The following is a 23,500-nucleotide window of genomic DNA, read 5'->3' on the forward strand; positions in this document are numbered from 1 at the left end:
GCGATGGCCCCGGACTGTGGGCATATGGACGCGTTCGTCGACCGCGATGCGGACATTGCGGCCCTCCAAGAGCGGTACGTTACCGACGAGCCCTCGCTGATCACCGTCTGGGGCCGCCGGCGTGTCGGGAAGACGGAACTGGTCGAACACTCCATCCGCGACAGGGATGACGTCGTCTACTACCAAGCCACGGAGACAACGAAGCAGGTGCAACTCGACGATTTCGTGGCAGAGGCCGCACGAACCTTTCCGGGTATCGAGCGAATCCGCCGCGAGTGGGAGGATGTCCTCGGCTATCTGATCGAGCAAGACGCGCTGATCGTCCTCGACGAGTTCCCGTTCCTGATCGAGAGCGACGAGAGCCTTCCATCGGTCATCCAGCGACTGTGGGATCACGAGGTCGAGGGCACGAGTGCCACGCTGGTGCTCGTCGGCTCGTCGATCAGCATGATGAAGGAGAAGGTGATGAGCGGCGGAAGCCCGCTTCACGGCCGGTTCGATATGCGCCTCCAGCTTGAGGAGCTGTCGTTCGACGCTGCCACGGAGTTCTTCCCTGACTACGATCCCGAGGAGACAGTGCTGGCGTGGGGCGTCTTCGGCGGGACGCCGCACTACCTGCAGGCCGTTGACGACGACCGACCACTGGAGGAGAACATCCGGAATGCCGTCCTCTCGAAGCGTGGGTTCCTCCACGACGAACCCGAGTACGTGCTGCGCACCGAGCTGGAGAACCCGAACCGTTACTTTTCGATCCTGAAGACGATCGCCGCCGGGAACGAGACTCCGAACGAGATCGCACAGGCAGCTGGCATCGACTCCGACCAGATCAGCCACTACTTGAAGAACCTGCAGGACTTGGAGATCGTCGACCGGGAGGTGCCGGTGACCGAGAACCCCGCGCAATCTCGACGCGGGCAGTACGTGTTGAAGGATGCGTTGTTTCGGTTTTGGTTCCGATTCGTCTACGGGCAGGGCGATAAGTACGACCGGGCAGGCACCGACGCCTATGAGGAGTTGATCGAACCACACCTCGCCGACGCGATCAGTCCGAAATTCGAGGAATTGTGTCGAACCGCCGTGTACAATCTCTACGACGAGTACACGTTCGATCGCGTCGGTGGCTGGTGGTATCAGGAGCAGGAGGTCGACGTGGTCGGACTGACAACCGGCGAGACGATGGTCGCCGGCGAGTGTAAGTTCACCAGCCAGCCGATGGGGTACGACGTGCTGCACGATCTCGAACGCGACGTGGAAGACATCCGTTGGACGCCGCAGGGTGGGGGAGACGTCACTCACGAGTTCTGCTTGTTCTCCCGGAGTGGCTTCAACCGGAGCCTGATCGAGGCCGCAGAAGAGCGCGACGACCTCCGTCTATTCTCGACCGAAGACATCGTCACCGCGTTCTGATATACAAGTGGATGAGCAACCCGAGGATGCCCAAGAATCCGAAGATGACACCACGGAATCGCGGACTGGAGAATCCCCGTTTCTCCGAATCAGAATACACGTAGTACCCGACGGTCGGCCAAAATACGAGCAGATACAGGCCGACGCGAACCAGCAAACCGTTGTACGCGGTTATGAGGCTCATCTCATTCTCACCTTATCGACACGGGAACTATATGGAGAATATGAGTTAGTCGGTGAGAAGTATCTGCCGGGGTATTTTCGATTACTTACTCTGCGGCGGTGTACGCACCGCCACGACGCGTGAGACGTGCGACGACGAGACATTCGACAGCGCACCCGACCGCTCATTATGATCGGTGACTTAAGTGTCCCGTATGGTCGAGGTTCGAGCACTCGCGACCGACGCGGTGATCGTGCTCGACGGAGAGGTGGTGCTTCTCGAACGGGCACACTCACCCTTCGAGGGCAGCTGGGTTCTTCCGGGCGGTCTTGTCGAACCTGACGAAACCGCACGAGAGGCCTGTGTCCGTGAGGTGAACGAGGAGGTCGGTCTCGATGTTGCGGTTGAGGCCTTCGTCGGACTCTACGACGATCCGGATCGGGACGAGCGGGGAAACGTCAGCGCGGCGTACCGATGTACGCCTGTCTCCGACGACACACCGACGCCGCGTGAGGAAGCACGGCAGGTGGGGACGTTCGACCCGGCCGCTCTGCCGGAGATGGGCTTCGACCACGAGCAGATCGTCACTGACGCGCTCCTTGACTGACAGGCACATCAATGAGTCAAAACGAGAACTCGCTGTTCGGTCTCGTTAAAACCATCAATATGTGATAGATATCAGCAGTCCTGCTGAATAGAGGGCGAGATCCTGCATAACGTTCGATCTAACTGTCGCAACTGAGGCCAGCTGTACAAACAGCTACAGTCAATAAACCTCGATTTCCGATAGAGACCGTCTATCGTCCGTTTATAACAGTTCATCATTTAAATAGTACTAAACAGAATATTGTCGGAAATCACCGGAAGACACATAGAATCCCGGTTCCAGAGACTCCATTATCTCATCGCCGGGAATTATCCATTCACTCACAACATCCCCGTTATGAAGCCCGACAAGATTCAGCCAGAAGTTCTCGCCACCTTCTGCGACGGGGGAGATTTGTAAGATTTCTTCTGTTAAAGGCTCCCACCTGTATGGATCCTTTTCGGCTGGCTCCATTGGTGAACGGATGATAGGAGCTTCATGGCCTGTCAGGTCAAAACGAGGAACGTTGTGAATATCGGCTAAATTATCCAACATCGTTGTCAACTGGCGCTTCGTAACGTAATCGTGGGTGTCCGAAATTATCGCTTCGATAGAAACGGAGATTATACCAGCGAACGAGAATAGCTCTTCACCTCCGAACACATAGGAGCCACCTGACCCGTCTTCTACGATTAATTTAGAGTCATTCAACTTGAAATCCATATCGTGAATAATCGAGTGTCGATATTCTTCGAGTTCTATATACAGGTTTGAGATTGCCTCAAGTATTCGTTCGTCAGTTTGAAAGATTGCGGGGACATTAGGAGTGTCATCGAAATCAAGCGTTTCCATCTCAGAGATTTTCTCAGAGAATCGCCAATCATCAGAAGCACCCGAGGAACTTCTTCCGTTAATCTTCAGAAACCATTCAACAAAGAGATCAAGGCATTTGTAACTGCTGGCGAATATGAGCGGAGTAATGTCACTAATTACTTGGTTGACTCCGCTACCTCCGATGGAACTGGTTGCCCTCAGGTAGGCAGTTCGGTTTCCGTCTAATGCAACTTCTCGGTCTATTGGCTTCTCAACCAAAGTATCAACCGTATATCTCTCTAGATCAATATTCCCCGACAACTCCGCTAAACGGGTTAGTGACCACCGTTCGTACTCGGTTAGCTTATGTAGATCCTTTATTTGACTACTACTTACTGTCATAATATCGAATAGCTGTTCCTTCGTTTAATAACCTCATTCGGTATCACTACTACTGATCCTTCAGTCATTCTACTGGAATCTTGATACAGACCGTCTATCGGTCGTATCTATCGTTTCATCGCTGAAGTGGCACTCCAACAGCACGAAATCAACGACGAACAAATGCTGAACCAAACCTCCCAATTCAGTACGCCGCTCCTATCAGTTGTGGAGGGTTTCAACAGAGCCCGCTGTTCGTATTATTGTGGCCGAACCGGTTCCCCACACTCGTAGCATTCCGCGAAAACCTGTGTCTCGTCCTCAGCCTCGTACTCGATGAGCACAGCTTCCGCTGGGACAGCCGACCCGCAGAACGGACACGTGCCAAGTTCCGACGCTGTGTTCGACATAGGGATTGGGAAAGGGGGAACTTGGAGCGTGTGACAAGGTTCCAAGTTCCACATGCATATTGAGTCTCCATATGTAAATCACTCGGGGAAGCACGGTGAAAGTGATAGACGAGACCGAGATCACTGAGCCGCTGAGACCTCGACAGCGTGTTCCTCAACCAACTCGACGACATCGTAGACGTGAATCCCGGATTTGAACCACAGCACGCGGTCGGCGGTGTCGCCGAAGTCCTCCTCGGCGCAATCCAATCGCTCCGAGACGGCCACCACCAGATTGTCGACATCCGCGTCGCGAATCTTCGACAGCTTCTCGTCGAGATACTCGGGCGTCCAGAACCCCACGATTTCGAGTAGAGCCCGGCGACCGTCGGGATGTTCGACCGCAAAGTCCGGTAGCATCACCTCCTCGCCAAGATCCAGCACGTCATCCTCGCGCACCAACTCCCACTCCGTGTTCGCCCGCTCCCATTTGGAAGCGAGCGTCCGCTCGACATCGCTGTCGAACTCGTCGCCGGTGCTGTAGTGCGATGACAGCGAATCCGTGTGGTCGAGCGCAAGCGTCCGCGTCCGACTCACTGCGTCATCATCTGCAATTGCTGCCTCCATCTCCCAGCGGTCACACAGCGGCAGCGCCGGCAGGAAATTCGCTAACCGGATGCCGTACTTGCGCGTTTGAGAGAACAGCGACGCCGGGCCATCCAAGACGGCCTCGTATCCGTCGGCTCGATCCGTCCCCGCGACGCGCTCGCCCTCTGCGTCGATGGGATAGATGCGATGCATCAGCCCGAACAGCTTCACGTAGCTGAACACCGTCCCGAAGTGATCCCACACGCGGATGCGCATCTCCGTGGCGTCGTACAGCACGGCCTGCGCGAGCGCGAGATTGTAGCGGTCGAGCAACCAGCCGACCGTGATGTCGTCCTCGCGGTAGCGGTCGTCGGACTGGCCCGTGAGCTGAGTGGTTGACGAGCCGCTCTCGTCGGTAGCGTACTCCTCGTGAACGCGGTTCCCGAATCGAACGAGGCGCTTGTTGCGCTCCAAGTCCGCGTACATCCCCGTGTAGCACTCCTCCAGCGAGATGCCCAGCTTGTCGGCCACGGAGCTGTACACCTCCAACTTCTGGGTGTCCTCGCCGAGCGTGGGTTGGCGCACGATCGGATACTGCTCGTTGGCTTTCTCGAAGAGTCGCTGGCGAATCTCTCGCGGTTCGACGGGCGTCATGGTCTCGAACTCGGACTCGTCTCGCAGCAGCTTCGCCAGTCCTTGGATGATCTTGTAGTCCGTGTTGGCGACGGTCAGCTCGTCAATCTCGTCCTCGAGGTCGCCTTTCGGTTCGCCCAGATGTACATCGAACAGGTCGATCAGCTCGCGGGCCGTCTCTCGATACCTCTCCTCGCTAGAATCGATGAACAGGGGTTGCACCTCGTCGTCGGTGGTGCGCGAGCGGGCGAGATCAGCTGTCAGCACTGCCGGTCACCCCCTGTCGTCGCTGTTGGGAGACGTAGTTTTCCTTGGTGTCGGCGGCGATGATCTCGTACAGGCGGGCGGGTTCGCGTTCCTCTGTCGGGCGGAGGATGCGGCCGAGCCGCTGGGCGTACTGCCGCTTGGAGGCGCTTCCCGAGAGGATGATACCCACGTTGGCGGCCGGCACGTCGATGCCCTCGTCCAGCACCTGCGACGTCGCCAGCATCGAGTACTTGCCGGTCTTGAACCGCTCCAGTATCTCCGTGCGCTCGTCGGTCTTGGTCTGGTGGGTGATGCAGGGGACGACGAACTCCTTGGAGATGTCGTAGGCGAACTCGTTGTTGGCGGTGAAGATGATGAGGCGATCGTCGTGGTGGCGCTTGATCAGGTTGTCCAGCGTGTCGAGTTTCTTCTCCGCGGTGCGGGCGATCTTCTCGGCACGCTGCTTGGCGATCAACGCCCGTCGTCCCTGCGGGTCGTAGGAGGTGCGCTGGAGGAACTCCTGATAGCCCGTTTCCTTCCAGAGGTCAAAGTCGTGGCTGTCGACGTAGTCGCGGTAGATCTGGTACTCCTCGTCGTATCGTTCGCGTTCTTCGGACGTGAGATCGACCGAGAGGTGGATGGTCTCGTACTCGCTGAGATATTCGCCGGCGAGATCGTCCACCTGTTCCTCGTAGACGACCGGGCCGATCAGGTCTTCGAGCACCTCGTGCTTATCGTCGGCCCGCTCGTAGGTGGCGGTCAATCCCAGCCGGTACGGCGCGATCATCATTTCGGGAATCTGCTGGTAGGTGGGGGCTGGCAGGTGATGCACCTCGTCCACGACGAGCAGACCGAACCGATCGCCGTACTCGTCGATGTAGCGATAGGCGCTGTCGTAGGTGGTGACCGTGATGGGCGTCACGTTGTGCGAGCCGCCGCCAAGGACGCCGATGCCTTGTGAGAGTTGGTCACCGAAGGCGTTGGTAAGGGTGGCGTGCCACTGATTCATCAGGTCGATCGTCGGCACAACGACCAGCGTCGCGACGCCAGCGTCCGCGATGGCTTGGATGCCGAGAAACGTCTTCCCGCTGCCGGTCGGGAGCACGACGCTGCCTCGACGGCCGCGGTCGCGCCACGCGTCGAGAGCTGCCTTTTGATAGTCCCGGGATTCGATCTGGACGGCTGGCGTGAGCGCGAGATCGGGATAGGCTCGCGCTTTGTCCGTGACATCGACCTCCTGTTCCGCACTCTGGTGGAGTTCTAGTTGCTCTTTCTCGGCCGTCGCATCATCCCACTCACCGGCCCATTTGCGGATCGATCGATAGTGGCGGGCTTGTACGCGATATTCGTCGACGCGGTCGTCCCACTCCGCGTGAGGCACACCATCGGGGGCGTCTCGGAGCAAGAGCGTCCCATCGTCGAACTTGATGCGCATTTCGGGTGGTGACACAGGCTTTGCATCTGAGGCGGTTATCAGTACCGGAGATAAGGGTGTCATTCAACGGTTCAAAACACCCGTTCTCTGCTTCCTCGGTTAGTTCAGTACAGAGTACTCACTTATCAGTCAGTACAGCAGATTATTCTTCGAGTTTGTCTGTTACCGTCTCGAAGAGCCGGTCTGTCCACGCTGGGAAGACGAGAGCAGCGATGGTTCCAACGACGACACCAGCAACAATACCCTGTGTGATATTTTGGAGAACGGTCGTTCCGAGTGCCGCTCCGAATGTCACTCCAACCAGCATTGCGAAGACAACCCGTTCTCCGTCAGTGTTGTCGGAATCCTCAGCCATCTATATCAGACATCTCTCTAAGAGGCAAAAATAACTGGGGCAGCGTTGCGTGAGCTGAAATGACTGTTCGGTTCGCGCTGTGTATCTCGCACCGTAGGAGGAGTCAAATTGACTCCATTGAAGCGTTCGATGAGACAAAAAATTGCTCAGCGAGACTCTCATCTCCTACCTTTGCGGACGCAAAATTCTCTTTTCGCCCGGAAAATCACATCAGTTGGACGCAAAATTCTCACTATTTCTTTATGGACAGTACTCCTTGATTGAACTGTAGATATGAAGTCACAACGACGGCGTATCATACGAGAGGAACTGTTGCGAAGTATCGCGTGGATTGGTCTCGCAATTGTTGGATGGCCACTCGTAATTTCAGAGATAACGTGGTTAGATGCGACGGCTCTGACGGTCTTCGGCCTGCCCGCGCTCACGTGGGCGTTGTTGACGACCGGTGCAATCGCAGTCCGCCTTGCGACATCTACAGAGTTACAGGTTCAGACGCCAGTTGGTCTCTCGATAAGCCTCCTTCTCGGAATTATGCTTGGCGGTGTCGGCGCAGTGTACCTCGCCACAGCAGGTGGATATTCTGCTCTGTGGATTAGTGCCGCGTACGTCGCAGTGACTGGTATTACCGTCTTCTGGTACTGGTTTGCGGGGCCAGATACCGTTGACACTACAGTGACGACGTAGTACCTTCTCGGGGATGGCGACTTCAGGAGCGTGTCCAGCAAATTCATCCGCCAATCCGAAACGTCCATATTTCTCTGATGGCTCGTGAACAACAGATGTCACTCCCTCCATGGATCTCTGAGCAATTGCCGGAAGACGGGAGGGTGAATACGAAGCTCACGCAACAACACATCATTGAGAGTATGTACCGAGCTGATCGACCATTTTTCTCACTACAGCAGATTCAACAGCGGATCAAACCAGATGTTTCGAAGGTCACCGTCCGCAACCGGTTGGACGAACTGGAAGAACGCGGAATTATCGCAACAGAAACGTTTGATAACTCGTTAACACTATATTATATCAATCATCCAGAGTCTGAGTGGCCACTTTCCCCGGAGGGAAAACAAGCATTGAATGGAGAGTCGGGCGACACAGCCAACCCACTCCGTGAGTTCCTACGGCATCCACGAGTCCACCTGATCTTCCGTGAAGAGCTCCTGCGGAGTATTGCGTGGGCCGGACTCGGTTTGTTCGGATGGGCAATACTCGTTAGCTCATCTAGTCAGTTGCCAGCAACCGTCTGGACAGTCGTCGGACTCCCGATTCTCACATGGGCATCTCTCACAGTCGGAATGATTGGAATTCGGCTGATAACCGGCAACGACTTACAGATTCAGTCTACGGAGGGACTGCATATCATTTCGATTGGTGGCGTTGTGTTAGGTGGGTTCTGGGCCGCGTTTCTGATTTTTGTTCTGGACTGGTCGCCTCTGTTGATCAGTGGCCTATATCTGTTCGTCGCAATCGCGTATCTTGCATTCTATAAGAGGGTAGTACTTCCGAGGTTTGACGAACGAGTTGAACATTAACCGCTATGGATTCTCGTCCTAATTCAGCTAATTCCGCTTGTAATAGAACTCCGGGAGTGTGCTGACTTCATTCTCTCTCTATCTCGCACGCTGTTTCTGTCAGCTACTGGTATATTTTATTATTGGTGATGGAATGAACCCGCAAGAGTCGTTTAAAATACCACTAAGGGCGTCTATTCCCACACGAATATTCAAGACCGCCCATAGCCTATCATCTATTCCTGAGTGATGGAACGCGACCAGTTCCACGTAGAAACCGAGACGGTCAAGGAGCCAGCCACCGCTGAGCCGGCGGAGCATCCGGCACTCCAGATCCACTTTGATGGCTCGCGCGACCGTCTGCGACAGGGGCTGTCCGAACAACTCCGCGATGATATCGCTGTCGAAGAGATCGATGTCTCGTTTCGTCACCTATCGTTGGGTGGAGAACCAGCTGAAGGCATACTCGCGCTCAGCGACCGCGTCACCGGACGATACGTTCTCGAAGTCAAGACAGCGGTCAATCTGGTGCGCGAGTTCGTTCAGACCGTGCGCGAGTCCGCGGATCAAATGAGTCACGACGCGCGGTATCGCGTCGAGATTCGAGCAGAGGGCGAGACAGTCACAACGTTCGAGAAGGATCTGTTGCTCGTCTACGATGCAAGCGGGACACTTCTCCGTGATGCCAGCCTCATTCCCACCGGTATCGAGCTATGACATCAGTCTCTCGTTCGTTCACATAGCACACCCCCGAGCGCAACTGACCATGCCTCTGACCGCCCCAGCACGCATCCGTGCTTCTCCTCGACTTGGCATATGAACCTCTCCACCGAACAGATCCGCGACCTCTGCACGAGCGAGGTGTTCGATCGCGCCCGCAACTACCGCGACGAGGAGCGCATAGAGCGCATCGACCGCTTCGACGAGACGGTGAACGCCGCCGTGCAGGGCTCCCAACCCGAACCCTACGAGGTCGAGATCCAGTTCGTGGATGGCGCTGTCGAGCCCGAAAACGTGGACGCCACCTGCACCTGTCCGTACGACTGGGGTGGGTACTGCAAGCACATCATCGCGGTGCTGCTGGAACTTGCTGAGGGCGACATAAATCTCGAAGACGAGCGTGAGGCCGTCGAACGCGTCCTCTCGGACGCACATCCCGAGGAACTTCGCAAGTTCCTGCTTGACGAGTGCGAGCGCAACGCCGATCTGCGCCGGCGACTGCTGACACGCTTCGAGGAGCAGGACACGCAGAGTTTCTACGACTACAAGAAGGAGATGAGCCAGCAGTACCGAGGCCCCTACACATACCAGTACGAGGGCCCCGACTTCTCGGAGTTTCACGACCTCGCGGAGACCCACCGTGAGCAGGGCAATCCGCTGGAGGCGGCCACCATCTATCGCGCGATGACCGAGGTGCGGATCGAGAATATGGACATGGTGCAGGACTACTACGGCGAGGACTTCGAGTCGGAACTCGATGCGTTCGTCGAGTGCATCCGCGAGGCCGACCTCGACCACGAGGAGAAACGTGAGCACATCGACTATCTTTTCGAACGATGGGGAAGCGACGATTCTGCTGTCGGCACGTTCTCGGGCCAGTACGATGACGCACTCTGGGAGCTTTGCACCGACGACGCGGATCTACAGTACTGGCGTGATCTCCTCGAAGACGATCTCCCGACCGAGATTCCCGAGTCGAGCAAGCCCGACGACGGAATCGGGTCGTTCGATACGCGCCGCTACGAAGCCGAACGACGCATCGAAATGCACGCGGACGTGCTGGACGCGTTCGGCGATACCGGGGCGCTCCGGGAGGTGTACGAGCAATATTATCTCGACATTCGCGAGTTCTGTGTGCGGTATGCCCGTCTACTCGCAGACGAGGATGATGTCGACCGAGCGATAGAGGTCGCCGAGGAAGGGTTAGAGACGTTCTCGAACGTCGGAGCCATTCGACGCTTCCTGATCGACGTGTACGCCGACCGCGACTCGGAGCGACACAAGAAACTTCTGCGGGAGCAATTTCTCCAGTCAGGGGACTGGGAGTACTACGAACAATTGCGGTCACGCTGCTCGGACGACAAGTGGGAGGAGATGGTTGCGGACTTCGAAGCGCGGTTCGAGGACTCGAACGTGCATCGCTTGATCGACCTCTATCTTCGCGAGGGGCACACGGCAGACGCGTTCGAGACGGTCATCGAGACGGCTCGCGAGGAACCCGACGATGCATTCCAACGTGCAGTCGGTGATAACGGCCTCGCGATGTTGAGCGAATACCGTGATGATGTCGCGGACTACGACCCGGAGACTTACTACGAGGTCTACGAGGAATGTCTCGAACCGTTCCTCGCGGACACGACGGGCCGCGACCACTATCAGACGGTCGTGGGGTACCTCGAAGAGATGCGGGAATTGGGTTTCGACGACGAATTCGAGGCGTTCGTCGCACACCTGAAAGAGAACCACTCGAATCGACCCGCCTTCCTCGACGAGATGGAGGCGCTCGAAACCGGAGAGGTGTGATAGAACCGGGAAATGAGGGGTCAATCTGCACGATTAACTCCGGTGATCTCCACACGCGTTCCCTCTGAATCGCTGTCCGTGAGTGTAATCTCCCACTCGTGGGCATCGACGATTTCTTTGACAATCGCCAGTCCAAATCCAGTTCCCTCCTGTGCTGTCGAATATCCGGTCTCGAACACGTCATCACGTTCTTCGGCTGGAATCCCGACGCCATCGTCTTCGACATAGAATCCTGCTGACTCGTCCAGCGCACCGACGCGGATCGTCACGTCGCTCCCACCGTGGTCGACGGCATTGCGAAAGAGGTTTTCGAACAGTTGCTGAAGACGCGCTTCATCTGCTGTGAAGGAGAGGTCGTCTTCAAGGATGATCTCGGCATCGGGGGCGTCAACCATCTCCCAACACTGTCTGGCGATCGTCGACAGCGAAACCAATTCGGTGTCATCTATCGGTTGGCCGTGACGGGCGAGTTCCAGCACATCCTCAATCAGTCGTGCCATCCGATCCAAGGCGTTTTCTGCTGTTGCGAGATTTTCATCGTCGTACTCGTCGTTGGCCATTTCGACGCGAGCCATCGCCACATTGAGTGGATTCCGTAGATCGTGGCTGATCATACTCGCGAACTGTTCCAGCCGCTCGTTTTGCCGCTCTAACTCCCGTCGGTACCGTTCTCTGTCGGTGATGTCGGCGAATACCAGCAACCGACCCAGATCTGCCTGCCGGGCAGTGAACGGGTTTTCCGAAACCCGATAGTGTCGCGTCTCGCCATCGCGGTCGCGTTCGATGATCGACCGGTCACGGTCGAGCGCCTCGGTAACAGTGGGAAGTATTGACCAGAGCGGCTCACCAAGAGCTGATTTGTCCGCCAGTACCGGAAAGAGGTCGGTTGCGCGGTCGTTGTAGTCGCGGATTCGGTCGTCGGCGCTCACGAGGATGACCGGTTCATCGTGTCCGCCTGCGAGCTGGATCGCCTGAAACGTGTCGAGGTAGACGAACGCGACGCCCACAGCGAAGATAGCGACGCCAACTGGCTCGTAAGTGATGTCGATCAGGTAGGGTGTGGTGAAGCCGATGATGTCAAATACGATGGGAAGACCTGTGATACCGACCAACCCCAGTACTGGCGTCGTCTTGTATTGTACCTGCGTGAAGTGTTCGAGAAGCATAAAATAGCCAACTAGTGAGAGAGCGTACGAGAACCCCATCACGAGCCAGTGCGCGAGTTGGTGGGTGACCGAGAGGTGAGGAAACGGGGTCGTCACGAACTCTGCTGTGAAATAGAGATTGTGAAGCGGGTTCGTGAGTTTCACGGCGATAATGACGAGGAACACACCAACTGCGACCCGTCGATATATCGGCTGGCGGTGCAGTGAGCGGTTGGTGTAAGCCGAGCAAAAATACAGCCACGCACCGACAGCACTGAGTCCAACGACGAGCCCGATCAGGTAGAATGCGTGCTTGAGCGATGCAGATGGGGCAAGCAGGAACGCGACGTGCGCCGTTGCCCAGCCGCTACTGGTGAGGAGAAGCGCAACCAATCCGCGCCGCGTGTCGGGGTCATCGATTCGAGTAAGACGTGTCGCACTCACGAAACAGGCAACAGCAGCACCTCCAAACACCAACAAATACGCAACAAAGGAAATTCCAGCACTCGAAAGAAGCTCTACCATCAGGTACCTGTATTTACCGGCGAAAACCGGTTAATAGCTCCGATGGGAGGTTGGAGGGGGAATAGACCTCAACTACGAAGTACTGGACGGATGATGCCAACCGGTAGCACCCCTCCACTTGTCGTCACCAGTCCAAGCCTGATAACGATTCAGGTGGGGGATGGATCGTATCCGATTCGAAGCCAGTTGTCTACGCCCTCTACCGGATGTGGAACGGTCGTCAGTCGTCGGCTGACCGTCGCCGACGGCGATAGTTCCGTCTTTGATCAGCGTTGCTCACCCGTTACCGAGACAACTCATCACAACAGAACAGGTGGCTCAGGTCAGGCTAACTGGCGATGCTTTGTGAGGTACTGAGACTAGTCGAGGCCATAGCTCTCCATCTGAACCGAGCAAGCGATCACCCTATTTGTTTTTGACTTGTGGTGAGGACAGACGGTGATCCGTCTCCCTACGAGAGTGTCTCCACCCGGGTGATTAGGGAAGCAATCTTCTCAGATTTCGTTCACAGATCGAGTTCGGTCGCTGACTCGACATCGAACCGCAGAATCTCAGGTTCGCCGGCGAGCAGATCGGGGAGCGCAGCCTCGAACTCTTGGAAGTGGTCGGTCTGGGTGTGTGCCTCGAAGGCGGCCTCGTCCTCGTACTGCTCGAAGAACCGCACCACGTTCGGATCGTTGACGTCGGTCGTCGCCCGGTAGTCGATCATCCCGTCTTCGGCTTGAGACTGTTCGACGAGATCCTCGATCAGGTCGAGTGCTTCCTCGCGCTTGTCCGGATCAATTGGGAATGAAGCATGTAGGACGATCATCGCGTCTCGACCCACGAATGGACATCTGAAAAAGGCTCACGATGTCGAATACGAGCCCGACAACAGAACGATCGGTATCGAGAGACTCACTCCACACTCGACTGGGTATGATACTCTCGTCCAGTCTGGAACTCGGTCAACTCCGCGATACGGCTCTCCAACTCCTCGATCTCCTCTCGAAGTTCCTCGGCCTCGGAGTCATCGCTCGTGGCAAGTCGGTCTTTCAACCCCTGCAGTCGCGTTTCGCGCTGTTCCTCGTCGACCTCGGCCTTCCGGACGTACTCCGTCTCCTCGATGTCGTACACGTCTGATTCGGAGAGTTCCGTCACGTCGAGAGCGTCGTCGACCTTGTCGCGGTCGACGCTCAACACGCGCTCGCGGTCGATGCCCGCGTCCTCCAGCGCGGCCAGCACCTCTTCGTCGTCTCGGAGGTCTCGGTTGCGGCGCGTCGTTCGTTGGATGGAGCCGAACTGGCCGTGGACGGGCTGGTCGTGGTGCAGCCGATCGAGCAACACCTCGGTCACGGTCTGACGCAGGTCGTTGGCATCGCGCTGGATGTCCGAGAGCAGGGTATAGAGATTGATGAGGACGGGCGTGTCCAACACCTCCAGCGAGGAGAGGTCGTTCCGCTCCAGCGCGTCGATAAGAAGGAGCGCATCGCTGTAGACATCCACGTCGGGTTCCATGCGCTCGGTGGCACCTTCGTCCGAGTCCTCGTCGTCTGTTCCCGTGATGATCTGGCTCCCGGTCGGTTCGTCGGTTTCGCGGATCACGCCCGCGCTCTCGTCGACCTCGAATCGAGGATGGAGACTCAACACGGCGGGGTACGGATCGGCGTCAGGCGGGAGCCGCGAGAGGTCGAATCCATCGACGGCGTCACTGATGCGCTCGTGGAGCGTCTCGAACTGGTCGCGCTGGAGCGGTTGCGTCTCATCCACGTCGCGGTCGAGAAACTCGACGATGATGCGGTGTTCCTGCACGTCGACGATCTGGAAACGCTCCTGAGAAAGGGGTGTGAGCAAGGTCGCGTACTCGGCGAATCCCTCGCACTCGTTGAGGAGCGTGTGCCACTCGCTGCTGAAGGACATAGCGGTCTGTTTGCTGCTCCTCGCGATAAAGTGTGCCGACCCTTCACGTGGAACGGCAGTTCAACGTTGTGTATGTGGGGCTATCCCCTTCTCACAAACACTAACCCACCTCCCTTGCATCTCCACCTATGACCAACAACCCGTTCTGGGACGCGGCGGAGGACGCCCTCCGCGGTGAACGCGTCCGCGTCCACACGACCGACGGAACGTACACCGGTCTTCTCACCCTGTTTCACTATCAAGACCACGCGGTACTACTGAGGGACGTCACGACGCCCGACGGCGACGCGACACCGGCCACGCTCGTCGAGAACCCTCGCACCATCGAACAGCAGCCCGAGACGACCAGCCGCGAGGTCGTCACCGTCGACGTGGACGCGATTGCATCACAGCCGTACAGCGTCCGCGAGTACGACTCCCCAGACTTCGCGGCGTTCGTGCGACAGGTGCGCCACGATGGTGGCCTCACGAATCTCCCGCTACTTCGCCCGCTCGATGGCGACCACGATGCAACGCATCAGGTCGTCTCCGGCCACCGACGCGTCGAGGCGCTCCGCCGCGCCGGCATCGATGAACATCCCGTCGAGGTGGAGTCGTTCACCGACTGGGCGGCCACGAGACGGTTCATCGACGAGCACTTCCCCGTGACCGACTCGGAGCGAGAGAGCTGCACGGACTCGAGGAGTGGGTGGTATTCACCAGAGCTGATGCAGGCTTCGTACGAGCGGCTTCGAGAGGAGTGGGGGCGAGAGAAGCTGCTTGGACATCCAGCTATCAAGGCAAACGAGGCGATTCTCGAAGCGGCCGACGGCACGGCAGCGGACGTTCACGACGTGTTGACCGAGGCTCGCTCTGAAGAGGGTGCTACGGATGAGTCCACCGAGGAAAGTGACACACCCGAGGTTGATGAGGTGGTGGCGGACTTGGCGGCCGATTCTGATGCCGGTGAAGAGCGGATCAGAGACGATGTGACGACGCTTCGAGAGCACGAGGTGCCGCTCAATGCGGTCAAGGGCGCCCTCCGTCGGAAATACGCTGGCGAGTAGACCGGTTCGACGAGCGTTACGAGAGCAGGAGAGGTCGCCTGCTGTTCATCGAAGCAGCGTCTCGCCGTCGAGTTCCACCTCATCGTGTGTGATCGGATTGCCGGTCTGCACGGCGTCAAGCATCTCGTTCACCGTATCTGGCCTGTTCTCCTCGGGAACGTTCGCGATCACGTTGATGAACAGCCACGCCATCCCATCCACCTTGTCCTCCAAGTGGTACGCGCTTGAGGAGATCGCGCCGCGGCTCACGTCATCGAGTTGCTCGGCCATCTCGGCGTGCGAGTCGATGCCGTGCAGGTAGCAGGCCATAATCTCCGACTCTCTGGTTCCGATCGGGCCGTTCTCGTCGATCAGCTCCGCCAACTCGTCGATGCTTCGCGTCGGTTGTTCCTCGATCTCCTGCGGGTCTTGTCCCTCGAGCAGCACGTCGATGTCGCTCGCATCCAGTTCCCTTGCACGCCACGCAACGCGGGCGGCCTCGCCACTTTCGTCCACTTCATCGAAGACGGCGACGAACTCCTCCAACTCGGGATACAGCCACGAGTCCTCCAGTCTGGCGGCCCTGCTCCACACGCCGCGGGATTCGAGAAATCGCTTCGCTCGCCGTCGTCCGATGGGAATGAACCGTTCCTCGGGCGGTTCCTCGGCGTAGTAAACCGTCTGCTCGGTCACCTCCGCCTGCACTCGCTTGACCCGCTCTCGCTCCAACTCGGAGCAGAACGTCACCTCCCATCCCTCGTCCTCGGCCACCTCGACCGCCGCCTCCGGAGCATCGTCCTCGACAGCCAAGAGGAACGGCTCGTCTGCAGCCTCCCAACATCGATACATCTCCATCTCGTCGGCCTCGTCGGGGACGTCAGTCGCAACCAGCACGTGGTCGTGGTCTTTCTCGCTCGATACTTCGTTCAGCTCGAACTCTGTGAACACCTCCAACAGATAGTATGTTATCTGACAATAAATATCATTTCGTGGTGGCGTGACGAGGGATCAGACGACGATGGGATGTCTCAGAATTCCGGACGGTACGGTGGTTCCCCGTCCATCTATTCGACGTCGAAGCGGTCGGAGACCTGATCGGCAAACTCGCCCTCTTCCACGTCAAGGTAGCCGACCTGCCGTCCGTCAACATACACGTGGCCCTCAAAGTCGTACAGTTCGATCTCGCAATCCCCCAGCGTAAAGCAGACTCCCGGGGGGCGGCCCCACGACTCCTCGGTGGGGTACTCCGCGCTTCGCCACTCCACGTCCTCCACACATTTGTCTACCCAATCCTCGACGCGATCTGGCTCGTCGTGAGCGCACTCGATAAGCCACGCCACGGGCGGCATATCGTCTGGCACATCCCGTGATGCGCGTTCCACGACCGAGTCGACGGCGAGCGCAAGCGAAGCCATCGCTTTCTGATGTGCTGTGTCCATATTCGTGGCTATCGTGGTGGGACTGATAAGAACACCGTCAGAACAGGCGACAGTCCCATGGCATCTCAAAGCACCTGTTACAGGGCTATCTGAACTTCTTGAGTGTGACCCTCAACATCGACGACCCATTTGACTTGGCTTCCTGAAACGATACGAGGCAACCGCGAGGAGGCGTGGCGACAGTTAACGCGATCTTTCGACCGGGCCGCCTCAAACGCGCGAAAAAGAAAAGAGGATTAGCAGTCAGTCGATGCGCTCGACTTCCACGACTTCTCCAAGCGACTCGTACTCGTCGATACCGTCGTTGCGGCCTGCGAAGTACTTCGCTTCGGGTTCCGGCCATCCCGTGCGACTCCGCGATGCGAACACATGGATGCAGTAGTCGCGGGGGAGGCCCAGTCTGTCCGCAGTCTCCTTGTTGACGTGGAGGCGGACTTCGATCACCCGATAGTGCTTGGGGTTCCTGTCGAGGATGGCCTCGTTGAATCCGACGCCGGCCTCGAACTCGTGTCCGTTGCTCGTCTTCACGCGAACATCGTCTCCGTCGGAGAGCATCGATAGCTTGCTTATGAGATGTGGTACTCCCATCCGCGCTAGGTACTAGGCACGGGAGTGACATAACTCCACTGACTCGGCACCCGTCGAATTCTGCGGGTATCGGGCTTATAGAGCGAAAACTGTTGGACTCGGCTCGGAACTGGTCACCCAACTCTCACTTCTTCCCCGACGACTACCACGTCGTGTCCCGCGTACGTGAACTCGACGCGCACGCCGTCTTCCGCGATGTCGTCAAGCGCGTCGGCGTCCACCGCGTCCTGCAGCGTCGGCAGCTCTGTCTCGTCCACGCCGTCGACTTCCGCGACCGCCCTCACCACCGCGGCTGACGGTGACTCGTCTGGATTGATCTCTTGGCTATGCATTCCCATACGTGGAGACACGCGATCTACCGTGGAAAGCGTGTTGTTGGACTGTGATGCTCACGGATACGGGCAGTGAAATATGCAGCAGTTGACAGCAGGTTTTTGATGTCGAATATATAAGTAATGGTGTATGGCCACTCACCCCGGCACAGATATTGAAAATCCCCTCAATGAGCAGGCGCTCATCTCCGATGTTGGCGGTGGCGTCGAAATACTACACATCGAGGACGAACCGGACTTTGCCGATCTCGTCTCCACCTTTCTCCAACGTGAACGCGATCACTTCGAGATCTCGACCGAGACCGATCCCCGTGAGGGATTGGAGATTGCAGTCGAGAACGACATCGACTGCGTGGTGTGCGATTACGATATGCCGGGATTGACCGGGCTTGACGTGCTGGAGGAGGTCAGGGAAGAGCATCCGAGTCTGCCGTTCATCCTCTTCACGGGGAAGGGCAGCGAGGAGATCGCCAGCGAGGCCATCACAGCGGGCGTCACAGAGTACCTGCAGAAGGAGGGTGGCACGGATCAGTATAAGGTTCTCGCCAACCGCATCGAGCAGGCCGTGGCCCGGCACCGCGCCGAACGTCAAGTGGAGCGTGGCTTCCACGCCATCGAGACGGCGCACGACGGTATCAGCCTGCTCAACGAGGACGGCGAGTTCATCTACGTCAACGAGGCGTATGCCGAAATCACGGAGTACGAGCGCAGCGAACTCGTCGGTGAACACTTCGATATTCTCTATCCCGAGGGAAGTGTCGACATCGCGTACGACGAGATCATCCCGACCGCGCGAGAAACTGGGGATTGGAAGGGGGAGACCATTTTCCTGACGAAAGATGGTGACCCGGTCACAGTCGATCACTTGCTCTCGTTCACCTCGAAGGATGCGATGGTTTGCACGATCTCCGAGACGGATGATGCGGAGGCGGTGCGCGAGGAGCTTTCACTAAAAGAGCGGGCGATAAACGAGGCCCCGATCGGGATCACGATCAGCGATCCGGCGCGGGACGACAACCCGCTCATCTACGCCAACGACGAGTTTCTCGAGATGACCGGATATGATCGGGACGAGGTTGTGGGCCGGAACTGCCGCTTCCTGCAGGGCGAGGAGACGCGGGAGGAGCGCGTTGCGGAGATGCGTCGGGCAATCGAGGCCGAGGAACCCGTCTGCGTCGAGCTGCGCAACTACCGGAAGGGCGGCGAGATGTTCTGGAACCGCGTGACGATTGCGCCGCTGCGCGACGAAAGTGGCGAGTTGGATCACTTCGTCGGCTTTCAGGAGGACGTGACGTCCCGCCGCGAGTTGATCGAGGAGTTCACCTCGCTCGGGGGCGTGTTGGCCCACGATATGCAAAACCCGCTGCAGACGATTCGTGGGCGGTTGGAGTTGGCTATCGAAGATGATGAGACGGAACACGTCGAGGCCGCGATGTCGTCGCTGGAGCGAGCGGAGCAGCTGGTGGACGACGTTGCCGGCGTGTTGAGATCAGGGACGATCGTCGGTGAACGCGAGGAGATCGATGTCGGACATATTGCTGCGGGCGTGTGGGAGGCGTTGGATCGGTGCAGCGAGGATGATGCGATTGAGATCCGGGACTCGCCCACGGTGAGAGCCGATGGTGATGCAGTGCGGCGGATGCTCGACAACGTGCTTGGCAACTCGTTGGAGCACGGCGAGACGCCGGTCAAGGTGCGAGTGGGTGAGCTGGAGGACGGTTTCTACATCGAGGACAACGGCCCGGGAATCCCCGAGGAAAACCGCGAGCAAGTATTCGAGCAGGGATTCTCGACGAAGGATACTGGGGACGAGACGGGAATGGGAATGGCGTCCCTGCGGCAGATCGTGTTGGCGCACGGTTGGCGCATCGACATCGCGGATGCGGATGAGTTGGACGGCGTTCGCTTCGAGATTCGCACGGAGTGACCTCTTGATCCGCGGTTCCCGATGCCGTCTTCTGGACGACTCCCTATCCGTGACCTTTGGTACATCGGTACCAGCGATTTTGGATGTACCTTGGTACCTGAGGAGTCTCTAGAGTCTATCTGTGAGAGCCGATAGGGAGGTCACCGGTTGGCGTGGTTGCTGGCGAGCATCGCACCCGACAGCGTGACCATATCCTCGCTTCGCCGCCACATTCCACCAGAAATCATCGTCGCGTTGCTGATCGGATTCTCCCACATATCCTCGACGATCCGCTCAACGCCGTCCTGTGCGCTGTCCCACACGCCCTCATCGATGAACTGCACGCACGACTCCGCGAACCCGATCTGCAGCCACCGCGTCACCTCGGAGGTGTCAACCTCGTCCTCAACGCCGTACTCGCACAGCAGTTCGGGTACGGCGTCTTTCGCCGCGTCGAACAAATCCCCGACCGTCCCGCTCGACACTCCGCGCTCCATCAACTCGCCCCGGGCCTCATCGACGGAATTGAATTGGGGTTTGGCGTCAGTCATTCCAACGTGAAATCGGCGTCAAAGCTGTTCTCGAAGCCGTCCTCGATGTTCTCGTCTTGCTCTCTTTTCGCCACAGCGACTGAGATGGAGCGTTCTATCCCGTCGACATCGTTGAATCGCTCCAGCACCTCGTCTGGATCGGTCTCGCCGTGCTTGACCTGTTGGAGGGTCTCTCGCACTTCGTTCACACGTGATGGCACGCCGCTGAACACCTTGAAAACCCGCTTTCCAGAGTCTGAAAGTCAGGATACTGATTTGACGCTCGTCCGCGTACGTGCGGCCGTGAACAGTGAGGACGTCCGCCTACTCCAGCAGCTCCTCGCCAACCGGCACGGTTCGCTGTCGCTCTCGGAACTTGCGGCGTGGAACAGAGAGAGTGAAAGCGAGCTGGAGCAGCATCTGCAGGACTTGCAGGCACGAGGCCTCGTGACGACGTTGATGGGCGACACCACGTACTACGCAGTCACCGAGTTCGGCATCCAGTTGTTGAAGCAAATTGGGCACTTCGAGCAGATCGGCATCCTCTACGATATGTATGAGGCAGCAGAGACAGAAGTGAAGACTGGAGACCGTCCACAACCGGAGTGGCTGTAGCCGTGCCCGGGAGAGTGCGAAAGGTTGCCCTCGCGCTCCGCGTGGGTGGCGGTGACTCCGTGGAGGAGGTGGCCGAGGAACACGGAGTGGGTGAAGAAGCGGTTCGCAAAGCCGTGGAGTGGGTTGTCGCAAACGAGGATGAGGTGCGGGAGATCATCGGGGAGCGTGTCGATTCCCTCGCCGAACTCGGCGTGGAGTATCCCGACGATGTGGAACCGCCCCGGGAACAGTCCGCGGCGGATTACAGGGAGCGGCAACTCGACGCGCTTGACGCGGTTGTCGATCAATTCGAGTAGTCACTCGCTGTTCAATATTTTCTCCACCCACTCCGAGAAGTCGCCGCTCTCACATACACGTCCGTCTAGATCCACGACCGCACCCTCACGTGCGTGCCACCTCCGCATCGTGTAGTCGCGCTCGTCAATCACAGGTAGTCGATCAACTCGTCGATGTCTGCGTGCTTGTCCTCATCTTCGAGCAGCGCCGCCCGCTCCCGCGCCACTTCCCTGTCGCTGCGATTGCCGCTCACACTCGTGGATACGTACTACTGAGGGAAAAGAGCACCCGGGAGCGTTACACGTCGAACTCGTCTGCCGCCTCGTCCAGCATCATATCCCAATCCCATTCGACTGCACTCCAGTTGCGCTCCATCTCGTCCTCTCTATCGACTTGATCTTCCCCTTTTTCGCAGCATCTGATTCGGACGACTTGCTGCCCGGGCGACTCTCTGCACTCGGGTTTGACCTCACTCTCGGGAACGTACACGTCGTAAATGTTGGATAGATTGACGAGTGTCTTTCCTTCAACTTTCCAGCCCATTTTATCCGACGCTCTAACGCTCTCCTCGGTGGTTTTCGTCGTCTTGTTCCTTGGCCTCACGTTAGTGTGTGGGGAGAACACGGTGGATGCGGCCTCGCTCATCAGCAGCGCGTTCGCCATTTTCCCGGGGCGCAATTCGTACAGGTACTCGCATATTGTGTCAAGGGATTGAATGACGTATCCGGGTTTTGCAAGGGACGGGTACCGCGTGGAGAGGTGGATTGTTGTTCGCTCGGTTCGCATTCGCATTACGCCGTGGATTGCCATTCTCTTCATTTGATATTTGGTGCGTGACTCAGAAAAGGGCACTGTCTCGGGGTGTACTGGTGAAAATCAAAGTTTGAAGTGGGTGGTGTGGTTGTGGAATAATCAGAAATATGGGGTGTTCAAGATAGCGTATGTATAAAGTGATGCCGGACGATACCGGTGAGTCTGATTTGACGCAGGCCAGCACGATGTCGTGACGCTCTCCAGCATCGTGTAGTCGCGCTCGTCCATCTCCGTGCTTATCTCCCGCAAACGGTTTGAGAATATGCTTTGGAAAGAGAGAACGTCTGCTACTCGATGCCCAACAGCTCCGCCGCGTTCTCGCGCTCTTCAACACCGATGTCGCCCCACCTGTCAACCGCCTCATCGACGGGAACTTCGTCGCTCCAGCGGAGTCGGTAGTCGTCGGGGAAGTCACCGACGCCGATTCGGACGTGCCACTGCTCGCCAGCACGGAGGCGGAAGTCGTACGCGAAGTCTGCCCACGCTCCCTCGTATCTTTCGCGGCGGATCAGCTTGTAGTTGCAGTGGATCGCGGCCTCGATCTCGTCCTCGTAATCGCGGTAAGGGCAGTGAGGGGAGCGTGCGCCGACGGCGACGAGCAGGCCGGCGAGACCCGGCGGATGCGGGCTGTTGCCGGTGCGGCTTTCCAGTCGCTCAATGATGTCGTGGACGTGGTTGAGCACGATGCGGGGGTAGCCATCTAGTTGACGCCAAACCAACTCCTCGCCGTCATCGTCTGCAAATCGCATCTTTGCCTTGGTTCCCATTCTCTGTAGTTGATGTTTAGAGGGGGTCTCAGAAAAGGGAACTGTCTCGGGGTGTACCGATTGAATTCAAAGTTTGAAGTGGGTGGTGTGGTGGTGTATTAGTCGGATTGACGAGGTGTTTAAAAGTATCAGAATCCTAATATTAGGTGATGGCAGGTGATACCCCTGCTTCAGAGGAGAAGGTTCAGACGACGGTCTACATCACCCGCGAGCAGCGGGAATGGCTTGACCGGCACGACGTGTTGACGCTCTCCAGCATCGTGCGCAAGCAGATTGCCGAGCTGATGGATGCGGATGGAATCGTCGCCACGGTTGATCCCGACGAATTCGAGTTCGACACCGAGTCCTCGCACACCAGTGCGGAGGAGTCGTCGTGATTCGCAGGCTGGTTCTCTCTTTGCTGCTGTGGCTGGCGGGCACGGCGGTGTTGGCCGTCTGACTTGCCCCGGGTGTTGTCTCAGCCACACTGGTGATTGGGAATGCAGTTGTTGCCGCCTCCAAGCGATCTCGTCGTGGGGAAGTGAAGAATGAAGGACGCGAGGAAACGAAAGACGTGAGCAGCGTCGGTGGCACCCTCCCAAAGGAGCCAGCCTTGCTACGCCCCGGT

At 57.9% G+C, this 23,500-nt stretch carries 27 protein-coding genes; 11 read left to right on the forward strand and 16 right to left on the reverse strand.

The window, feature by feature from the left end; all coding sequences use genetic code 11:
• Positions 1–24 precede the first annotated feature (24 nt).
• Complete coding sequence (locus D8896_RS05460) at positions 25–1,407, forward strand: ATP-binding protein (RefSeq protein ID WP_121821073.1); 1,383 nt, start codon at positions 25–27, stop codon at positions 1,405–1,407.
• Positions 1,408–1,784: 377 nt separating this feature from the next.
• Positions 1,785–2,177: an NUDIX domain-containing protein gene (locus tag D8896_RS05470; protein WP_121821075.1), complete on the forward strand. Its 393-nt coding sequence runs from the start codon at positions 1,785–1,787 to the stop codon at positions 2,175–2,177.
• Between the two features lie 228 nt (positions 2,178–2,405).
• On the opposite strand, the gene D8896_RS19830 is transcribed toward D8896_RS05470, so the two are convergent.
• From D8896_RS19830 to D8896_RS05490, 5 genes are all read right to left on the reverse strand, one after another.
• Positions 2,406–3,371: a hypothetical protein gene (locus D8896_RS19830; RefSeq protein ID WP_240452000.1), complete on the reverse strand. Its 966-nt coding sequence runs from the start codon at positions 3,369–3,371 to the stop codon at positions 2,406–2,408.
• Positions 3,372–3,610: 239 nt separating this feature from the next.
• Positions 3,611–3,814 carry a DUF7837 family putative zinc-binding protein gene (locus D8896_RS20220; protein ID WP_449404864.1) on the reverse strand — a complete coding sequence of 68 codons (204 nt, stop codon included), beginning with the start codon at positions 3,812–3,814 and terminating at the stop codon, positions 3,611–3,613.
• Between the two features lie 66 nt (positions 3,815–3,880).
• Positions 3,881–5,227 carry a DUF790 family protein gene (locus tag D8896_RS05480; protein WP_121821076.1) on the reverse strand — a complete coding sequence of 449 codons (1,347 nt, stop codon included), beginning with the start codon at positions 5,225–5,227 and terminating at the stop codon, positions 3,881–3,883.
• A complete protein-coding gene (locus D8896_RS05485) occupies positions 5,214–6,641 on the reverse strand; it encodes a DEAD/DEAH box helicase family protein (protein WP_121821077.1) in 1,428 nt (475 codons plus the stop codon). Before D8896_RS05485 ends, D8896_RS05480 begins: the two co-directional genes overlap by 14 nt.
• A 142-nt stretch (positions 6,642–6,783) precedes the next feature.
• The gene (locus tag D8896_RS05490; protein WP_121821078.1) at positions 6,784–6,996 is read right to left on the reverse strand and encodes a hypothetical protein; all 213 of its coding nucleotides are present in this window, start codon (positions 6,994–6,996) and stop codon (positions 6,784–6,786) included.
• Between the two features lie 273 nt (positions 6,997–7,269).
• Here D8896_RS05490 and D8896_RS05495 point away from each other — a divergent pair, with 273 nt between their 5' ends.
• The 4 genes from D8896_RS05495 to D8896_RS05510 all read left to right on the forward strand — a co-directional run bounded on the left by D8896_RS05495 (position 7,270) and on the right by D8896_RS05510 (position 11,033).
• Complete coding sequence (locus D8896_RS05495) at positions 7,270–7,680, forward strand: hypothetical protein (RefSeq protein WP_121821079.1); 411 nt, start codon at positions 7,270–7,272, stop codon at positions 7,678–7,680.
• 77 nt (positions 7,681–7,757) lie between these two features.
• A complete protein-coding gene (locus D8896_RS05500; RefSeq protein WP_205596773.1) occupies positions 7,758–8,531 on the forward strand; it encodes a hypothetical protein in 774 nt (257 codons plus the stop codon).
• Positions 8,532–8,759: 228 nt separating this feature from the next.
• Positions 8,760–9,227 (forward strand): DUF5793 family protein, encoded by a 468-nt coding sequence (locus D8896_RS05505; RefSeq protein ID WP_121821081.1) that lies wholly within the window; start codon positions 8,760–8,762, stop codon positions 9,225–9,227.
• A gap of 99 nt (positions 9,228–9,326) precedes the next feature.
• Entirely contained in the window at positions 9,327–11,033 is a 1,707-nt protein-coding gene (locus tag D8896_RS05510) for an SWIM zinc finger family protein (RefSeq protein WP_121821082.1), read from the forward strand.
• 20 nt (positions 11,034–11,053) lie between these two features.
• On the opposite strand, the gene D8896_RS05515 is transcribed toward D8896_RS05510, so the two are convergent.
• From D8896_RS05515 to D8896_RS05525, 3 genes are all read right to left on the reverse strand, one after another.
• Entirely contained in the window at positions 11,054–12,703 is a 1,650-nt protein-coding gene (locus D8896_RS05515) for a sensor histidine kinase (protein ID WP_121821083.1), read from the reverse strand.
• A 505-nt stretch (positions 12,704–13,208) separates the two neighbouring features.
• Entirely contained in the window at positions 13,209–13,514 is a 306-nt protein-coding gene (locus D8896_RS05520) for a putative quinol monooxygenase (protein WP_121821084.1), read from the reverse strand.
• A gap of 86 nt (positions 13,515–13,600) precedes the next feature.
• Entirely contained in the window at positions 13,601–14,602 is a 1,002-nt protein-coding gene (locus tag D8896_RS05525; RefSeq protein ID WP_121821085.1) for a hypothetical protein, read from the reverse strand.
• Positions 14,603–14,730: 128 nt separating this feature from the next.
• Here D8896_RS05525 and D8896_RS05530 point away from each other — a divergent pair, with 128 nt between their 5' ends.
• Positions 14,731–15,648, forward strand: a complete 918-nt coding sequence (locus tag D8896_RS05530; protein ID WP_121821086.1) for a ParB N-terminal domain-containing protein — start codon at positions 14,731–14,733, stop codon at positions 15,646–15,648.
• A 45-nt stretch (positions 15,649–15,693) separates the two neighbouring features.
• Here the strand turns inward: D8896_RS05530 and D8896_RS05535 are convergent, their stop codons facing one another.
• From D8896_RS05535 to D8896_RS05550, 4 genes are all read right to left on the reverse strand, one after another.
• Complete coding sequence (locus D8896_RS05535; RefSeq protein WP_162991469.1) at positions 15,694–16,581, reverse strand: hypothetical protein; 888 nt, start codon at positions 16,579–16,581, stop codon at positions 15,694–15,696.
• A gap of 110 nt (positions 16,582–16,691) precedes the next feature.
• Entirely contained in the window at positions 16,692–17,066 is a 375-nt protein-coding gene (locus D8896_RS05540) for a hypothetical protein (RefSeq protein ID WP_121821088.1), read from the reverse strand.
• A 243-nt stretch (positions 17,067–17,309) separates the two neighbouring features.
• The gene (locus tag D8896_RS05545) at positions 17,310–17,654 is read right to left on the reverse strand and encodes a hypothetical protein (RefSeq protein WP_162991470.1); all 345 of its coding nucleotides are present in this window, start codon (positions 17,652–17,654) and stop codon (positions 17,310–17,312) included.
• A gap of 113 nt (positions 17,655–17,767) precedes the next feature.
• Positions 17,768–17,992 (reverse strand): HalOD1 output domain-containing protein, encoded by a 225-nt coding sequence (locus tag D8896_RS05550; RefSeq protein WP_205596774.1) that lies wholly within the window; start codon positions 17,990–17,992, stop codon positions 17,768–17,770.
• A gap of 124 nt (positions 17,993–18,116) precedes the next feature.
• Between D8896_RS05550 and D8896_RS05555 the strand changes: the two genes are divergently transcribed.
• The gene (locus D8896_RS05555; RefSeq protein WP_121821090.1) at positions 18,117–19,913 is read left to right on the forward strand and encodes a PAS domain-containing protein; all 1,797 of its coding nucleotides are present in this window, start codon (positions 18,117–18,119) and stop codon (positions 19,911–19,913) included.
• 140 nt (positions 19,914–20,053) lie between these two features.
• On the opposite strand, the gene D8896_RS05560 is transcribed toward D8896_RS05555, so the two are convergent.
• The gene (locus D8896_RS05560; RefSeq protein WP_121821091.1) at positions 20,054–20,443 is read right to left on the reverse strand and encodes a hypothetical protein; all 390 of its coding nucleotides are present in this window, start codon (positions 20,441–20,443) and stop codon (positions 20,054–20,056) included.
• Complete coding sequence (locus tag D8896_RS05565; protein ID WP_121821092.1) at positions 20,440–20,631, reverse strand: hypothetical protein; 192 nt, start codon at positions 20,629–20,631, stop codon at positions 20,440–20,442. The genes D8896_RS05560 and D8896_RS05565 overlap by 4 nt, the downstream gene beginning before the upstream one ends.
• A gap of 94 nt (positions 20,632–20,725) precedes the next feature.
• Between D8896_RS05565 and D8896_RS05570 the strand changes: the two genes are divergently transcribed.
• Together D8896_RS05570 and D8896_RS05575 are read left to right on the forward strand one after the other, a co-directional pair.
• On the forward strand, positions 20,726–21,037 hold the full coding sequence (locus tag D8896_RS05570; RefSeq protein ID WP_121821093.1) for a hypothetical protein: 312 nt from the start codon (positions 20,726–20,728) through the stop codon (positions 21,035–21,037).
• A gap of 59 nt (positions 21,038–21,096) precedes the next feature.
• A complete protein-coding gene (locus D8896_RS05575) occupies positions 21,097–21,333 on the forward strand; it encodes a hypothetical protein (RefSeq protein WP_162991471.1) in 237 nt (78 codons plus the stop codon).
• A 277-nt stretch (positions 21,334–21,610) separates the two neighbouring features.
• On the opposite strand, the gene D8896_RS05580 is transcribed toward D8896_RS05575, so the two are convergent.
• On the reverse strand, positions 21,611–22,099 hold the full coding sequence (locus tag D8896_RS05580; protein WP_162991472.1) for a hypothetical protein: 489 nt from the start codon (positions 22,097–22,099) through the stop codon (positions 21,611–21,613).
• A gap of 314 nt (positions 22,100–22,413) precedes the next feature.
• The gene (locus D8896_RS05585) at positions 22,414–22,875 is read right to left on the reverse strand and encodes a hypothetical protein (protein WP_162991473.1); all 462 of its coding nucleotides are present in this window, start codon (positions 22,873–22,875) and stop codon (positions 22,414–22,416) included.
• 167 nt (positions 22,876–23,042) lie between these two features.
• Between D8896_RS05585 and D8896_RS05590 the strand changes: the two genes are divergently transcribed.
• Positions 23,043–23,270, forward strand: a complete 228-nt coding sequence (locus tag D8896_RS05590; RefSeq protein ID WP_121821097.1) for a hypothetical protein — start codon at positions 23,043–23,045, stop codon at positions 23,268–23,270.
• The last annotated feature ends 230 nt before the right edge of the window (positions 23,271–23,500 follow it).

The sequence above is a fragment of the Halostella salina genome, from assembly GCF_003675855.1.
Classification (GTDB): Archaea; Halobacteriota; Halobacteria; order Halobacteriales; family Natronoarchaeaceae; genus Halostella; species Halostella salina.

What these genes read in the sequence shown, in the direction of transcription:
- D8896_RS05580 (WP_162991472.1), bottom strand. Translation starts at nt 22,099, where the DNA reads ATGCGAACCGAGCGAACAACAATCCACCTCTCCACGCGGTACCCGTCC.
- D8896_RS05485 (WP_121821077.1), bottom strand. Translation starts at nt 6,641, where the DNA reads ATGCGCATCAAGTTCGACGATGGGACGCTCTTGCTCCGAGACGCCCCC.
- D8896_RS05460 (WP_121821073.1), top strand. Translation starts at nt 25, where the DNA reads ATGGACGCGTTCGTCGACCGCGATGCGGACATTGCGGCCCTCCAAGAG.
- D8896_RS05585 (WP_162991473.1), bottom strand. Translation starts at nt 22,875, where the DNA reads ATGCGATTTGCAGACGATGACGGCGAGGAGTTGGTTTGGCGTCAACTA.
- D8896_RS05515 (WP_121821083.1), bottom strand. Translation starts at nt 12,703, where the DNA reads ATGGTAGAGCTTCTTTCGAGTGCTGGAATTTCCTTTGTTGCGTATTTG.
- D8896_RS05590 (WP_121821097.1), top strand. Translation starts at nt 23,043, where the DNA reads ATGGCAGGTGATACCCCTGCTTCAGAGGAGAAGGTTCAGACGACGGTC.
- D8896_RS05525 (WP_121821085.1), bottom strand. Translation starts at nt 14,602, where the DNA reads ATGTCCTTCAGCAGCGAGTGGCACACGCTCCTCAACGAGTGCGAGGGA.
- D8896_RS05545 (WP_162991470.1), bottom strand. Translation starts at nt 17,654, where the DNA reads ATGGGAGTACCACATCTCATAAGCAAGCTATCGATGCTCTCCGACGGA.
- D8896_RS05470 (WP_121821075.1), top strand. Translation starts at nt 1,785, where the DNA reads ATGGTCGAGGTTCGAGCACTCGCGACCGACGCGGTGATCGTGCTCGAC.
- D8896_RS05530 (WP_121821086.1), top strand. Translation starts at nt 14,731, where the DNA reads ATGACCAACAACCCGTTCTGGGACGCGGCGGAGGACGCCCTCCGCGGT.
- D8896_RS05550 (WP_205596774.1), bottom strand. Translation starts at nt 17,992, where the DNA reads ATGGGAATGCATAGCCAAGAGATCAATCCAGACGAGTCACCGTCAGCC.
- D8896_RS05560 (WP_121821091.1), bottom strand. Translation starts at nt 20,443, where the DNA reads ATGACTGACGCCAAACCCCAATTCAATTCCGTCGATGAGGCCCGGGGC.
- D8896_RS05500 (WP_205596773.1), top strand. Translation starts at nt 7,758, where the DNA reads ATGGCTCGTGAACAACAGATGTCACTCCCTCCATGGATCTCTGAGCAA.
- D8896_RS05555 (WP_121821090.1), top strand. Translation starts at nt 18,117, where the DNA reads ATGGCCACTCACCCCGGCACAGATATTGAAAATCCCCTCAATGAGCAG.
- D8896_RS05510 (WP_121821082.1), top strand. Translation starts at nt 9,327, where the DNA reads ATGAACCTCTCCACCGAACAGATCCGCGACCTCTGCACGAGCGAGGTG.
- D8896_RS05540 (WP_121821088.1), bottom strand. Translation starts at nt 17,066, where the DNA reads ATGGACACAGCACATCAGAAAGCGATGGCTTCGCTTGCGCTCGCCGTC.
- D8896_RS05490 (WP_121821078.1), bottom strand. Translation starts at nt 6,996, where the DNA reads ATGGCTGAGGATTCCGACAACACTGACGGAGAACGGGTTGTCTTCGCA.
- D8896_RS19830 (WP_240452000.1), bottom strand. Translation starts at nt 3,371, where the DNA reads ATGACAGTAAGTAGTAGTCAAATAAAGGATCTACATAAGCTAACCGAG.
- D8896_RS05495 (WP_121821079.1), top strand. Translation starts at nt 7,270, where the DNA reads ATGAAGTCACAACGACGGCGTATCATACGAGAGGAACTGTTGCGAAGT.
- D8896_RS05505 (WP_121821081.1), top strand. Translation starts at nt 8,760, where the DNA reads ATGGAACGCGACCAGTTCCACGTAGAAACCGAGACGGTCAAGGAGCCA.
- D8896_RS05520 (WP_121821084.1), bottom strand. Translation starts at nt 13,514, where the DNA reads ATGATCGTCCTACATGCTTCATTCCCAATTGATCCGGACAAGCGCGAG.
- D8896_RS20220 (WP_449404864.1), bottom strand. Translation starts at nt 3,814, where the DNA reads ATGTGGAACTTGGAACCTTGTCACACGCTCCAAGTTCCCCCTTTCCCA.